Here is a 12,842-nt window from a genome sequence, read left to right as displayed (position 1 = left end):
TAAAAGAGATTCTTCCTTCGTCAGAATGACAAAAAAATTAAAAAACAATGGACAAATTAATACAAATAACCTCAGGAAAAGGACCTTTAGAATGTCAATGGGTAGTTGCCAAAGTTCTAAAGGTTTTCCTTGAGGAAGTAAAAAATAATAAAATAGATTACGAAATAATTCATCGTGAAAATGGCGATGAAAATCTGACATTAAAATCCGTAACCATACTTTTAAAAGGAAAAAATTTAAATGAATTTTTAAAAACATGGCTCGGAAGCATTTGCTGGACAGGTAAAAGTACATTCCGAAAACTGCACAAAAGAAGAAACTGGTTCGTCGGAATTTTTGAATTGGAAGGATTGGAAGAAATTCAATTTAATGAAAAAGATATTCAATTTCAAACAACTCGAAGTCAAGGAAGTGGTGGACAAAACGTGAATAAAGTGAACACCGCCGTTCGTGCGACACATTTACCGACAAAGCAAAGTGTTTTCGTGCAGGATTCGCGCGCGCAATTGGAGAATAAAAAATTGTCGATTACAAGATTAAAGGAAAAAGTTTTGGAAATCCACATTCAACAATTAGAAAAACGAATCCAGGAAACTTGGAACAATCATTTAAATGTTCAGAGAGGAAATCCGATCCGTACGTTTTCCGGAACAGATTTTAAAAAGAATTATCAGAAAAAATCTTTCAAAAAACAAAGAAATCAAATAAAAAATGAATTAAAAAACTACAAAAATGACCTTAACTAAAAATAAATATTATTTCGAGGCTTTAGATAATTATCCTTACAATTTACCGGATTGTCTGGAAGCATTAAATTATGCCTTGTCTTATGATCCGGAAGATGCTGACAGCCTGTGTTTGATGGGAAGAGTCTACAGCGAAATGCTGACCGATTATGAAAAAGCAAAGCTCTATTTTGAAGAAGCTATGCAATGTGATGTTACGAATCTCAATGTTCCGCAATATTATATTAAATGCCTTTTGGATAACGAAGATTTTCATGAAGCAGAAAAATTGATAAAATATTCATTGAAAATCAAAGGAATAGACAAATCAATAATTTGGCTTTACAGATCGTTGCTTTCCGAGAAAAGAGGAAGTTTCACCAACGCTTTGAAATTTTTATGTGAAGCTGAAAAATATTGCTTTACAATATGTAGTTTCGAATTGATAAAAGAACGCAAAAAATTTTTAAAGGAAAAAATGCCGAAGAAAAAGCAAATTAAAAAGAAGAAGGAGACAAAATAAGTCTCCTTTTTTTGTAAATTTAATAATGGAATTACGGTTTGAACTTAAACAATTACACTTAAAAGAAACATTTTCAATTGCTTACGGGAATTACAATAAAAGAGAAGCATTACTGATAGAGTTATCTTTTCACAATTGTAAAGGTTACGGAGAATGTGTTGCAATCGATTATTATCAGATTAATCTTCAATTTTTTATTTCAAAATTAAAAGAAATTAAATATCAAATTGAAGGTCAGAAAATTATTCCTCCTAAAGATTTTTTTAGTTTTTTGTTGAATTTCAATCTGCATCCGTTTTTGCTTTCTGCTTTGGATTGTGCATATTGGGACTTGTTTGGAAAGTTGGAAAACAAAAGTTTTATTGAATTAAATCAAATTCCTTCTGATAATTTAGTTGAAAGTTCGATCACGATTTCTGTTGCGCCAATTGAAGAACAGATCAAAAAAATTAAACATAGCAACTGGAATAAATTTAAGGTAAAATGTAAAGGATTGAACAAAAACGAGGTTGAAAAACTTTTAGAAATCAATAAAAACATCGCATTAGATTCCAACGCAAGTTTTACCGATGAAGATTGTATTTGGCTTCAGAAAAATGTTGAAGTTCAAAAGGTTGAATATCTGGAGCAACCGCGTCCAATCGGCAATTATCAGGTTTTAAAGAAAGAAAGTTTTGCCAATTGGATGGCAGATGAAGATTGTCAGGATATTGATTCTTTGGACGGATTAATTCCGTATTATAAAAGCATTAATATCAAATTAATGAAATGTGGAGGATTGACTCCAGCTTTGGAAATGATCAAAAAAGCCCATGAATTAAACTACAAAATCATGATCGGCTGCATGACAGAATCTACTGTCGGAATTTCTGCGGGTTGTGTTTTAGGCGGTTTGGCTGATTATTTAGATTTGGACGGAGCAAATCTTGTTTCCAATGATTACGCCACAGGAAATTTTGTAGAAAACGGAAAAATAATTTTATCCGGAAGATCAGGTTTAGGAATTAAGCTAAAATAGACTTTCGGTTGAACGCCTATTTTTTATTTACAGAAATCAGATAATCATAAACCATCTGATGTTGATCGTCGTTCAATTTAGCTCTCGGAGCCATTCTGCTTAAGGTTTTTATCCAGCCTTTATCATCATGTTTTTCCGGATTTGGAAGCCCGTGACATTTGTTGCAGGAGTTTTCAAAAATTGTTTTCCCTTGAGTCAACTGTTCAGACGATGTGTACTTCGGTCCTGTTACGGCCATACTTTTAGGTCCACAAGAAATCATAAATGCGGAACACACAATAACACTTAAAATTAACTTTTTCATAATACTATTTTTGGTGAAATGATTTGATTACTTTTTCACAGAAACTACATAATCATAAACCCATTGATGCTGCGCGTCGTTTAATTTTGCTTTTGGCGCCATAGAATTCATAATTCCCACCCATTGCACCGAAGTGTAAGCTGTCGGATCAGGCAAATCGTGGCATCGTTTGCATGCATTTTCAAAAATTGTTTTTCCTTGTGCCAATTGGTCTGCAGAAGTCTTTACGGGCTCAGCAATTGCTGTAGCTTTTGGCGTGCAGGAAGTTAATAAAACGACAATAATAAATGAAGCAGCGAAGGCTTTTCTCATGTTTTAAAATTTGATTTATAACAAAAATAAGCATTTACGAAAGCGCTTTTTATAACCGTATTTAATTTAGAAGAAATAAAATTAAGGAAGCTGTTGATTGTGAAAAGTTAATGGTGATTTGTTGATGTTGAGTTTAAATTGATGATTGACTATTTACAATTGACAACACTTAATTCGTATTTAATTATTATTTTTGAATCAATGAATTTTTCAACACAAGAATTAATAGAAGGTATCCGATCCGGCAACAAGCGCCTGATTGCAAAAGCTATTACTTTGGTCGAAAGTAAAAAATCCGAACACAGAACTCAGGCTGACGAATTATTAAAACAAATCATGCCTTTCACAGGAAAATCGATTCGTATAGGAATTACCGGAGTTCCGGGAGCGGGAAAGTCTACTTTTATTGAAAATTTCGGAAGACTGGCCATTTCAAATGGTAAAAAAGTAGCTGTTTTAGCAATAGATCCAAGCTCGGCTATCAACAAAGGAAGTATTTTGGGTGATAAAACAAGAATGGAGGAATTGGCTAAAGAGGAAAATGCTTTTATTCGTCCTTCACCAAGTTCAGGTTTTTTGGGAGGTGTTGCCAATACAACTTTTGAAACGATGATGATCTGTGAAGCAGCCGGTTACGATTATGTTTTAATTGAAACGGTCGGAGTCGGGCAATCTGAAGTTTTGGTTGCAGATATTACCGATGTTTTTTTATTCCTGAAAATAATTGGCGGCGGCGATGAACTTCAAGGGATAAAACGCGGAATTATGGAAATGGTTGATGTCGTTTTCATTAATAAAGTAGAGCAGGATAATCTTCAAAAAGCGAAAAATACAAAGCTTGAATTGAAGCGTGCTTTAGATTTTATTCCTGCTAAAGAAAAAGGCTGGAAAGTTCCGGTTTTATTAGGATCTGCGCTTCACAATAACGGACTTGATGAAGTTTACGAAAAAATTGACGAATTCATTCAATTAAAAAAGAAAAACGAAAGATTTGAGCTCGTGCGCACGCAACAATCTGAAAAAAGATTTGAATATTGGGTTCAGGAATATATTTTATCAATGATGAAAAGAAATGAACCTTTGGAACAGTCTTATATTCAGCATAAAAAAAATGCTTCGACATTGATTTCAAATCCAAGCACCGAAGCAAAATTGTTTGTTGATAAGTTCTTTAACCAAGATTAAGGCTTTTCAGACTTCTTAATTTCCTCATTTTTAGAAATATATCCGTCGTACGTTATTGGCTGTCTGTCGTTGCTTCTGATTGAAGTAAATGCTCTTCCGTTTTTGAAAACTTCGATAATGATTTCAGAAACATTATTCGCATCATTCGGTTTGATTTTAAAAATCCAGTTTCCTTTTTTGTTTTGTGTCTTGTTTACGGAATAATCTTTTGAGGTAAATCGGTAGCTGTTGTTGGAAGGATTTCCGTATGAAGGATTAAAAACTCTTCCGAAATAAGGCAAAACAACCTCCATTTTATCTTTTTTCAGTTCTATAACATAGCCTTCACCGTCTAATTGCAGCATTCTCGTTGACGTGGAATTCGGAATAGAATTCATCACATTGATCACATCATAATTGGTAGGATTGGCTCTTTCTGCGTGAAAAGTAAACTCTTCGGAATTTAATAAAGCATTTACGGTTTGGGAATCTACAGTATTTTGCGAAGAACAGCTTTGAAAAAAGAAGGTCAATATAAAAACTGATATAAATGTTATATACTTTTTCATGATACTAAAATTAGTAAATAATATAGCAAAATGTATGCAAATCTATATTTTGGAATAAAAATTGTAAGGTTGAAATAATAATACGCTAAACTATGAAAATTACACATTTATTAGGAATTGGAGCAACAGTACTTTCTGTTGCAGCTTGTACGACAAATCCTATTACAGGAAGATCTTCTTTACAGATCGCAAATAATTCTGAAATTGAAGCAATGGCTTTGCAGCAATATAAGCAAACTTTGACCGAATCGAAAGTAATTACGGGGTCTCAGGCTCAAAGCGTAAGAAACGTGGGTAACAGAATAAAGACTGCTGCTGAAAAATATTATGCAAACATAGGAAGAAGCGCAGATCTTGCAAGCTATAGATGGGAGTTTAATCTTATACAAGATAAACAGGTGAATGCATGGTGTATGCCGGGCGGTAAAGTAGCGGTTTACACAGGAATTCTTCCTATTACTAAAGATGATACAGGTCTTGCAGTTGTAATGGGACACGAAGTTTCTCATGCTTTAGCAGGACACGGGAATGAAAGAATTTCTCAGGCAATGGTGGCACAATATGGCGGCGCTATTTTAGGAGGTACTATTTCAAACTCGCAATGGGCAAGTATTTTTCAGCAAGTTTATCCTATCGGTTCGCAGGTTGCTTTGTTAAAATATGGAAGAGCGCAGGAGTCTGAAGCAGACGAAATGGGACTATATTTGATGTCAATGGCGGGATATGATCCTAAACAGGCAATTCCTTTCTGGAATAGAATGGAAGCGTCATCTTCAGGAAACAGACAACCGGAATTTTTGTCAACTCACCCAAGTCCTGAAACAAGAATAGGAGATATTCAGAAAGATTTGCCAAAAGCTTTAGAATATTATAGAGCTGCAGGTGGAAAAGGTTAATTAAATTTTCTTATATTTAATAAATCTTTAATCTAAACATACAATTATGAAAAGTATTTCTATTACAGGCTTAGTTCTTCTTGCAGTATCTGTGCTGCTCTTTTACCTGACAACAGACTTTACAGCAGAGAAAATAACATTGTCACATATGATGGGTGTAATGGCTGGTGTGGGAATTGGCTTGATTATCGGTGGAATGACAGGCTACATCAGCAAAGGTTCTGCGATAAAGGCTGAAGAAAAAAGAAGAGAATTTAAACGCCTTCAACAGGAAAAAGAAGATTTAGAAAAAAAGGCTGCTGAAATTGTAAAAAGACAAGCAGAGATAGAAAGAGAAAATAAACAGGAAAATCCTCAAATTTAATTTGAGGATTTTTTTTATAAGTTTGATTATGTTAATTAAAATTTATAACCTAAACCAAGCATAAATAGGCCCGGTCTGTTGTCATAATTGATTTCCTGACTAGAACCTGCTACATTGTTGATGAATTTTCTCTGATCTTTAGAAAATGCACCTTCGTATTTTGCAGAAAGGATAACGCTTTTAATTTCACTTTGTACACCAATTTGATAACCAACTGTAAATTCATTGGCGTTCACTTTTTGTACAAAATTGTTGAAGTTATCATCTTTAGCAAGATTAAAACTTCCGACAGGACCTGCGTATGCGCTTAAAAGATCTCCCAAAACATTCACACCTACAAGCACGGGAATATCAACTCTGCTGCTTTTCGCTTTAATAGTTGTCTGTTCTCCGGTAGCATCATTGGCTAATGTTACCTCGTTGCTGAAGTTGGTATAATAAATTTCAGGCATTACATATAATGCAGTTGGCAGGTCAATTTTCAACGACAAACCGGCATTGAAACCCGTAATGTTTTTTCCTTTTTGTTCAACTGCATTAGTTGCAGCGGTCTTAAGGTTTTTCCATGAAGCTGAGCTTGTAGGAATCAATACATTTGCTTTAGCTGCAAGAGAAATCTGAGCTGATGCAGCAATCGAAAAGCTTAATAAAGCGATGCTAGTTATCTTTTTCATTTTCGTCGATTTTAGTGACTGTATTTTCAATAGTTTTATTGTTCTCGAGTAAATACTCTCTTAATTCTTTAAACAATTCGGAAGAATAAACAAAGTCTATAAGATTTTTATTACCTGCTGTAATCAAAATGTCTTTATTTCCTTCCCATTCTTTAATTCCTAATCTTAAGTAAACAATTTTCTCGCCAATCGTCATCACAGAATTCATATCGTGAGTATTGATGATGGTTGTGGTATTGTATTCTTTGGTGATCTCGAGCAAAAGATCATCAATTACATTCGAAGTATAGGGATCGAGTCCGGAGTTGGGCTCGTCACAAAACAGATATTTTGGATGATTCACAATAGCTCTTGCAATGGCTACACGCTTTTGCATTCCTCCTGAAATTTCAGACGGAAATTTTCTGTTGGCCTTATCCAAATGTACTCTTCCTATTACCTCAAAAACTCTTCTTTTCTTTTCTCTGAAAGTTAAATTGGTAAACATATCCAGCGGAAACATAATATTTTCTTCTACAGTAAGAGAATCAAACAATGCACTTCCCTGAAAAAGAGTTCCGATCTCAGAACGCAGCTGCTGTTTTTCTTCTCGGTTCATCACATTGATGTTTCTTCCGTCAAACAGGATTTCACCTGAAGAAGGCTGATAAACATTCAATAAACTTTTAAGGAAAACGGTTTTTCCCGAGCCACTCTGGCCTATAATAAGATTTGTTTTTCCTTTTTCAAAAGTGGTTGAAATTCCTTTAAGCACTTCAACATCACCAAAACTCTTTTTAAGATCTTTTACCTCAATCATCAGCTTAATATTAATTGTGTTAAAATTAATTCGGAAATAATGATGAAAACCATCGTCCAAACAACCGCCTGCGTACTTGCTCTACCAACTTCCAGCGAGCCTCCCTTTACGAAATATCCGAAATATGAAGGAACTGTCGCAATAATAAAAGCGAAGACAGTAGTTTTTGTAAATGCATAAATAATAAATAGATTTGGCATATACATTTGTATTCCGCTGATATAATCTGCTTCTGTCCAGTTACCGGTTAACATTCCGGCCAAATAACCGCCACCAATACCAAATACAATACTTATCGCAATCAATAAAGGATTGAAGATCATACAGGCAAGTATTTTTGGAAGAATAAGGAAATTTGGAGAATTCACACCCATAATATCCAAAGCGTCAATTTGCTCCGAAACTCTCATCGTACCAATACTTGAAGCTATATAAGAACCAACTTTACCGGCCAGAATCAAACTGATAATTGTAGGTGAAAACTCTAAAACCAATACCGCTTTAGTAGCATATCCTACAAATGAAGGAGGAATGGGAAACGATGATGCATCAAAATTATTGAACATCTGAATGGCAACTACCGCACCCACAAAGATAGAGGTGAAAATGACCAAACCAAATGAGTTGACCCCCAAATCGTTGATCTCTCTTAGAAACAGCTTCCAGAAAACTCTCATTTTCTGAGGCTTTTGGAGGGATTTTCCAAGGAGAATCATGTATTCTCCTATCGCTGTAAAAAACTTTTTTAACATTCTGCTAAATTAGACTTTTTTATTTATTTTATTTTGCATTTTTGTCGCCGCCTACAACAAGTAATATGGTTTTTAAAATGATAACCAGATCTAAAACGAAATTCCAGTTTCTTACATAAAAAGCATCAGCAAGTACTCGTTTATTCATTTCAACTTCTACATTTCCAGAGTCTCCGCGTAATCCATTTACTTGTGCAAGGCCCGTAATTCCGGGATTTACCAAACTTCTTAAGGTATATCTTCCTATTTTAGGCTTATAATAATTATCTACCGCCAACATATGAGGACGTGGCCCCACAACAGACATTTCGCCTTTTAAGACATTGATGAACTGCGGCAATTCATCTAAACTTGTTTTCCTCAAAAACTTCCCTATTTTGGTTATTCTTGAATCATTGACGCTGGTTGTTTTAGTTGTAGAATCATCATTCGGAACCATTGTCCGAAATTTTATACAATTAAAAACCTCTTCGTGAAAACCATATCTTTTCTGAACAAAAAAAACAGGCCCTTTTGAGCTTCTTTTGATTAGAAAAGCAATAATAGGAAACAACCAAGAGCAGATCAAAACTAAGACCATTATAGAAAAAACAATATCAAAAATTCTTTTTAATAAAAAATTTGAATAATAATCCAAAGGATATTTGGCTTGATTCAGAACCGGCTGCGTGTGAATATATTCTAAATCGAAAAAGAAAAAATTGTTTTTGGAAATTTCCGGAATCAAAGAAACATGAACTTTATTGGCTTCTGCCACGCGATACAATTCGTCTTCAAGATTTTTATCTAAAGAATTGTTTGTGGGCAGAAATAATGTATGTATTCCGTTTGCTTTCCAAAATGCAACAAGTTCTTCAGTATTTAAATTTTCAGAATTGTAATTAAAAATTTTATATCCGTAATCTTTTCTTTCAGTAAGAATATTTTTTAAAGCTTCAGCAGAACTGTTTTCGCAAATAAACATGACATTTCTATGGTTGATACCCAACGAACGAATATATTTTATGACAAAGAAAATAACAGATTTAGCTAAAAATATAAATGAAAAAAGATATAATGAAAGCCAAGCTAGCTCCGAACTGAAAAACGTATTGTTGCTCACCTTTCGGATAAGCAATAATCCCAATATAAATGTTAAAAAATGGATTATGATGCGCTCAATAAAAAGGGTATAGGCAAGATTTCTCGAGATACTGTAAATTTTTGTTCTTCCGCTCAACAAAATCCAGAAAGAAACAAGCAGCAATAAAGAAAAAGAATTTTGATACCAAAGACTTTTATCATGAATCAGATCCGGATTTCTGCTTACAAAAAAAAATATAAAAACAGAGGCAAGCACCAAAAGGTCGAGCAAGATGATAATCAGCTTAAGATATCTGGAATATCGAATTCTCTGCATATATTACTATTATCCGAATAGAAAACCTAAGTTACATATTTTTATGGGATATTAAGGTATTTATGCGTCTGAACTGAAGCCCGCCATTCCGGATTCGCCAAAATGAAATCTGTAATTTTTGGGTACATTTCGTCTCTTTTGCTCCATTCGCTCTGAAGATATAATGTGCAGTTTTCAGATACCTTTGCAGCCTGTTCTTCTGCAAATTTAAAATCATTATTATTAAAAACAATTACTTTAAGTTCGCTTGCTTTTTGATAAATTTCTTCTTTTGGAAGTCCTGTTTTCTTCGGTGAAAGGGTGATCCAGTCGATTTGTCCGCTCATCGGATAGGCTCCCGAAGTTTCAATATGAATGGTGCATCCCAATTCTTTTAATTTGGATGTAAGAATGTTTAAATTCCACATTAAGGGTTCACCACCTGTTAAAACAATTGTTTTGCAGTGACTTGCCGCCGTTTTTGCAATTTCTTCTGCATTCATTAGCGGATGTAAATTCGGGTCCCAGCTTTCCTTCACATCACACCAGTGGCACCCGACATCGCAACCACCCAATCTGATGAAATAAGCTGCTTTTCCGGTGTGTGCTCCTTCACCCTGAAGAGTGTAAAAATGCTCCATTACAGGGAGCATTTTACCTTCTTTCAATAAAATATCTTCTTCTTTATTCATTTTAAAATTAGTCGTTATAGACCGAAGTTTTATAAGCAATAATTGTGTTTTTCATCAGCATTGCTCTTGTCATTGGTCCAACCCCTCCCGGAACCGGCGTGATCCAGCTTGCTTTTGCAGCACAACTGTCGAAATCTACATCACCAGCCAAATAATATCCTTTTGGAGAGTCGTTGTCTACTCTTGTAATTCCTACGTCGATAATTACGGCGCCTTCTTTGATCATTTCTCCCTTTAAAAAGTGAGGATCACCCAAAGCCGTAATGACAATATCTGCTTTCTTGGTATATTCTTCGATGTCTTTTGTATAAGAATGTGTCAATGTAACCGTTGAATTCCCTGGGAAATCTTTTCTTCCCATCAAAATACTCATTGGTCTTCCGACAATTTTACTTCTTCCGATGATGACACAATCTTTACCTTTCGTTTCAATATTATATCTTTCTAATAATGTTAAAATTCCGAACGGAGTTGCAGGCAAAAAGGTATCCATTTCTAAAGCCATTTTTCCGAAATTTTCAGGGTGGAAACCGTCAACATCTTTTCTTGGATCAATTGCATTAATGATTTTCTCCTGATCAACCTGGTCAGGTAAAGGCAACTGAACGATGAAACCGTCAACTGCTTTAGATTTGTTTAATTCATCAATTTTTTCCAATAATTCAGATTCAGAAACCGTGCTTGGAAACTTGATTAAGCTGGATTGAAAGCCAACTTCTTCGCAATCTTTCACTTTAGCATTCACGTACGCCTTGCTTGCTCCGTTGTTGCCTACAAGAATAGCTACCAAGTGAGGAGCTCTTCTTTTGCTTGCAATGATTTTATCAACTTCAACCTTGATTTCTGCTTTTATTTCTTTGGATACTTTTAATCCGTCAAGAATTTCTGCCATTTTACTTTTTTATTAGATGTTAGATTTTAAAAGTTAGATTTTAGAATTTGAGTTTACTTTCATTTCCGTCAAATCCTACATCTACTTCATTATCATTTTTTATTTGCTTTATAATAATTGATCAGTCCGTTTGTAGAACTATCATGAGAGCTAATTGTCTCATTGTTTTCCAATTCCGGTAAGATTTTGTTTGCTAAAACTTTTCCTAATTCCACACCGAATTGGTCAAAACTGAAAATATTCCAGATGACACCTTGAACGAAAATTTTGTGTTCGTACATCGCAATCAACTGGCCCAATGAAAAAGGAGTTAATTCGTTGAATAATATGGAGTTAGTTGGTGTATTTCCGTGGAAGACTTTATAATTTAACAAGAAATCAATTTCGTCTTCAGATTTCCCTGAGTTTTTCAATTCTTCTTCAACTTCGTCTTCCGTTTTTCCGAAAGCCAATGCTTCAGTTTGGGCGAAAAAGTTAGCTAAAAGTTTATTCTGATGATCAGAAACTTTGTTTGGACTTTTCGCATACGCAATAAAATCTGCAGGAATCAATTCTGTTCCTTGATGAATCAGTTGATAAAAAGCGTGTTGTCCGTTTGTTCCCGGTTCGCCCCAAATAATTGGTCCTGTTTCATATTCTACAAATTCGCCATTTCGGTCAACACATTTCCCGTTGCTTTCCATGTCGCCTTGCTGAAGATAAGCTGCAAATCTGTCCAAATATTGTGAATAAGGTAAAATAGCATAAGTTGTTGCAGCATAAAAATTACGATACCAAATTCCCAATAATCCCATTAAAACAGGAATATTTTCTGAGAAATTAGCAGTTTGAAAATGTTGATCTGTATTTTCAGCACCTTTTAATAATTGTTCGAAATTTTCATATCCAACTGAAAGAACGATACTTAAGCCAATTGCGCTCCACAATGAATATCTTCCGCCAACCCAATCCCAAAATTCGAAGATGTTTTCTTCTGCAATTCCGAAGTCTTTAACTGATTGAATATTAGTTGATAAGGCGACAAAGTGTTTTGCAACATCTTCCTGTTTTCCTGCTTTCAAAAACCAATCTTTTGCCGAATTGGCATTCGTCATTGTTTCCTGAGTTGTAAATGTTTTGGAAGCAATGATAAATAAAGTTGTTTCAGGATTTAAATTCTTCACAACTTCAGCGATATGATTTCCGTCTACATTTGAAACAAAATGAACGTCCAATCGTGTTTTAAAATGCTTCAAGGCCGAAACCACCATTACGGGCCCCAAATCTGAGCCTCCGATTCCGATATTTACAACATCTGTGATTTCTTTTCCGCTGAAACCTTTATGTGAACCTGAAATGATGCTTTCAGAAAAAGATTTCATGTGATCCAAAACTCTTTTAATTTGAGGTTTGATGTTCTCACCGTCAACCAAAATTTCTTTATCGGAAAAATCCCTCAAAGCGGTATGCAGAACGGCTCTTCCTTCTGTTTCGTTGATTTTATCGCCTGAAAACATTTTAGAAATAGCATCTTTCAACTGACATTCTTCTGCCAGATTCAATAAAAGCTGTTTTGTTTCAGCGGTGATAAAGTTCTTTGAATAATCAAAAAGAAAGTTGTCTTTTTTTAAAGAAAATTCCTCAAAACGATTCGGATTATATTGAAAAAGACTCCGTAAATCAAAGTCGAGTTCTGCGAAGTGTTGGTCAAGTGCTTTCCAGCTGTTTGTTTGGATGGGATTTATTTTTGATAACATATTTTCAAGGATTAAGTTTAAAATCAGATTCTGATAATTCACTA

Annotated in this window: 16 protein-coding genes; 6 read left to right on the top strand and 10 right to left on the bottom strand. The window is 34.5% G+C overall.

Translation table 11 applies throughout. The features are described 5' to 3' along the window. Positions 1–47: 47 nt before the first annotated feature. From prfH to AC6CHK_RS00710, 3 genes are read left to right on the top strand one after another with little or no spacing between them, the layout of a single operon-like run. On the top strand, positions 48–746 hold the full coding sequence (prfH, locus tag AC6CHK_RS00720) for a peptide chain release factor H (RefSeq protein WP_498092612.1): 699 nt from the start codon (positions 48–50) through the stop codon (positions 744–746). Continuing rightward, positions 733–1,248 (top strand): tetratricopeptide repeat protein, encoded by a 516-nt coding sequence (locus tag AC6CHK_RS00715; protein WP_498092610.1) that lies wholly within the window; start codon positions 733–735, stop codon positions 1,246–1,248. The genes prfH and AC6CHK_RS00715 overlap by 14 nt, the downstream gene beginning before the upstream one ends. A gap of 25 nt (positions 1,249–1,273) precedes the next feature. Then, entirely contained in the window at positions 1,274–2,266 is a 993-nt protein-coding gene (locus tag AC6CHK_RS00710; protein ID WP_498092608.1) for an enolase C-terminal domain-like protein, read from the top strand. A 16-nt stretch (positions 2,267–2,282) separates the two neighbouring features. On the opposite strand, the gene AC6CHK_RS00705 is transcribed toward AC6CHK_RS00710, so the two are convergent. Both AC6CHK_RS00705 and AC6CHK_RS00700 read right to left on the bottom strand, forming a co-directional pair. Beyond that, positions 2,283–2,570, bottom strand: coding sequence for a cytochrome C (locus AC6CHK_RS00705; protein WP_498092606.1), 288 nt, complete (start codon positions 2,568–2,570; stop codon positions 2,283–2,285). Positions 2,571–2,597: 27 nt separating this feature from the next. Then, the gene (locus tag AC6CHK_RS00700) at positions 2,598–2,882 is read right to left on the bottom strand and encodes a c-type cytochrome (RefSeq protein WP_498092604.1); all 285 of its coding nucleotides are present in this window, start codon (positions 2,880–2,882) and stop codon (positions 2,598–2,600) included. A 201-nt stretch (positions 2,883–3,083) separates the two neighbouring features. On the opposite strand from AC6CHK_RS00700, the gene meaB reads away from it, so the two are divergent. Further along, on the top strand, positions 3,084–4,067 hold the full coding sequence (gene meaB, locus AC6CHK_RS00695; RefSeq protein WP_498092602.1) for a methylmalonyl Co-A mutase-associated GTPase MeaB: 984 nt from the start codon (positions 3,084–3,086) through the stop codon (positions 4,065–4,067). Here the strand turns inward: meaB and AC6CHK_RS00690 are convergent. Further along, complete coding sequence (locus AC6CHK_RS00690) at positions 4,064–4,615, bottom strand: DUF4251 domain-containing protein (protein ID WP_498092600.1); 552 nt, start codon at positions 4,613–4,615, stop codon at positions 4,064–4,066. The genes meaB and AC6CHK_RS00690 overlap by 4 nt on opposite strands. Positions 4,616–4,707: 92 nt before the next feature. Here AC6CHK_RS00690 and AC6CHK_RS00685 point away from each other — a divergent pair, with 92 nt between their 5' ends. Together AC6CHK_RS00685 and AC6CHK_RS00680 are read left to right on the top strand one after the other, a co-directional pair. Continuing rightward, positions 4,708–5,511, top strand: coding sequence for a M48 family metallopeptidase (locus tag AC6CHK_RS00685; protein WP_498092598.1), 804 nt, complete (start codon positions 4,708–4,710; stop codon positions 5,509–5,511). A gap of 46 nt (positions 5,512–5,557) precedes the next feature. Continuing rightward, positions 5,558–5,875 (top strand): hypothetical protein, encoded by a 318-nt coding sequence (locus tag AC6CHK_RS00680; RefSeq protein ID WP_498092597.1) that lies wholly within the window; start codon positions 5,558–5,560, stop codon positions 5,873–5,875. 35 nt (positions 5,876–5,910) lie between these two features. Here the strand turns inward: AC6CHK_RS00680 and AC6CHK_RS00675 are convergent, their stop codons facing one another. The 7 genes from AC6CHK_RS00675 to pgi all read right to left on the bottom strand — a co-directional run bounded on the left by AC6CHK_RS00675 (position 5,911) and on the right by pgi (position 12,798). Next, positions 5,911–6,549 carry an outer membrane beta-barrel protein gene (locus AC6CHK_RS00675; protein WP_498092595.1) on the bottom strand — a complete coding sequence of 213 codons (639 nt, stop codon included), beginning with the start codon at positions 6,547–6,549 and terminating at the stop codon, positions 5,911–5,913. Then, entirely contained in the window at positions 6,533–7,348 is an 816-nt protein-coding gene (locus AC6CHK_RS00670; RefSeq protein WP_498092593.1) for an ABC transporter ATP-binding protein, read from the bottom strand. The genes AC6CHK_RS00675 and AC6CHK_RS00670 overlap by 17 nt, the downstream gene beginning before the upstream one ends. Beyond that, positions 7,348–8,100 carry an MlaE family ABC transporter permease gene (locus AC6CHK_RS00665; protein ID WP_498092591.1) on the bottom strand — a complete coding sequence of 251 codons (753 nt, stop codon included), beginning with the start codon at positions 8,098–8,100 and terminating at the stop codon, positions 7,348–7,350. Before AC6CHK_RS00665 ends, AC6CHK_RS00670 begins: the two co-directional genes overlap by 1 nt. A gap of 28 nt (positions 8,101–8,128) precedes the next feature. Further along, on the bottom strand, positions 8,129–9,499 hold the full coding sequence (locus AC6CHK_RS00660) for an exopolysaccharide biosynthesis polyprenyl glycosylphosphotransferase (RefSeq protein ID WP_498092589.1): 1,371 nt from the start codon (positions 9,497–9,499) through the stop codon (positions 8,129–8,131). Positions 9,500–9,540: 41 nt separating this feature from the next. After that, the gene (locus AC6CHK_RS00655) at positions 9,541–10,170 is read right to left on the bottom strand and encodes a 7-carboxy-7-deazaguanine synthase QueE (protein ID WP_498092587.1); all 630 of its coding nucleotides are present in this window, start codon (positions 10,168–10,170) and stop codon (positions 9,541–9,543) included. 7 nt (positions 10,171–10,177) lie between these two features. After that, positions 10,178–11,062 (bottom strand): bifunctional 5,10-methylenetetrahydrofolate dehydrogenase/5,10-methenyltetrahydrofolate cyclohydrolase, encoded by an 885-nt coding sequence (locus tag AC6CHK_RS00650; RefSeq protein WP_498092585.1) that lies wholly within the window; start codon positions 11,060–11,062, stop codon positions 10,178–10,180. A gap of 92 nt (positions 11,063–11,154) precedes the next feature. Then, entirely contained in the window at positions 11,155–12,798 is a 1,644-nt protein-coding gene (pgi, locus tag AC6CHK_RS00645) for a glucose-6-phosphate isomerase (RefSeq protein ID WP_498092583.1), read from the bottom strand. Positions 12,799–12,842 lie beyond the last annotated feature (44 nt).

Source organism: Chryseobacterium sp. GQ58 (assembly GCF_059758895.1).
Note: the sequence above shows the minus strand (reverse complement) of the source record. Positions and strands in the feature narration are given on the sequence as shown.

Coding starts and splice junctions, on each gene's coding strand:
- AC6CHK_RS00680 (WP_498092597.1), top strand. CDS start 5,558: ATGAAAAGTATTTCTATTACAGGCTTAGTTCTTCTTGCAGTATCTGTG.
- AC6CHK_RS00710 (WP_498092608.1), top strand. CDS start 1,274: ATGGAATTACGGTTTGAACTTAAACAATTACACTTAAAAGAAACATTT.
- meaB (WP_498092602.1), top strand. CDS start 3,084: ATGAATTTTTCAACACAAGAATTAATAGAAGGTATCCGATCCGGCAAC.
- AC6CHK_RS00655 (WP_498092587.1), bottom strand. CDS start 10,170: ATGAATAAAGAAGAAGATATTTTATTGAAAGAAGGTAAAATGCTCCCT.
- AC6CHK_RS00665 (WP_498092591.1), bottom strand. CDS start 8,100: ATGTTAAAAAAGTTTTTTACAGCGATAGGAGAATACATGATTCTCCTT.
- AC6CHK_RS00705 (WP_498092606.1), bottom strand. CDS start 2,570: ATGAAAAAGTTAATTTTAAGTGTTATTGTGTGTTCCGCATTTATGATT.
- AC6CHK_RS00650 (WP_498092585.1), bottom strand. CDS start 11,062: ATGGCAGAAATTCTTGACGGATTAAAAGTATCCAAAGAAATAAAAGCA.
- AC6CHK_RS00685 (WP_498092598.1), top strand. CDS start 4,708: ATGAAAATTACACATTTATTAGGAATTGGAGCAACAGTACTTTCTGTT.
- AC6CHK_RS00660 (WP_498092589.1), bottom strand. CDS start 9,499: ATGCAGAGAATTCGATATTCCAGATATCTTAAGCTGATTATCATCTTG.
- AC6CHK_RS00670 (WP_498092593.1), bottom strand. CDS start 7,348: ATGATTGAGGTAAAAGATCTTAAAAAGAGTTTTGGTGATGTTGAAGTG.
- AC6CHK_RS00675 (WP_498092595.1), bottom strand. CDS start 6,549: ATGAAAAAGATAACTAGCATCGCTTTATTAAGCTTTTCGATTGCTGCA.
- pgi (WP_498092583.1), bottom strand. CDS start 12,798: ATGTTATCAAAAATAAATCCCATCCAAACAAACAGCTGGAAAGCACTT.
- prfH (WP_498092612.1), top strand. CDS start 48: ATGGACAAATTAATACAAATAACCTCAGGAAAAGGACCTTTAGAATGT.
- AC6CHK_RS00715 (WP_498092610.1), top strand. CDS start 733: ATGACCTTAACTAAAAATAAATATTATTTCGAGGCTTTAGATAATTAT.
- AC6CHK_RS00690 (WP_498092600.1), bottom strand. CDS start 4,615: ATGAAAAAGTATATAACATTTATATCAGTTTTTATATTGACCTTCTTT.
- AC6CHK_RS00700 (WP_498092604.1), bottom strand. CDS start 2,882: ATGAGAAAAGCCTTCGCTGCTTCATTTATTATTGTCGTTTTATTAACT.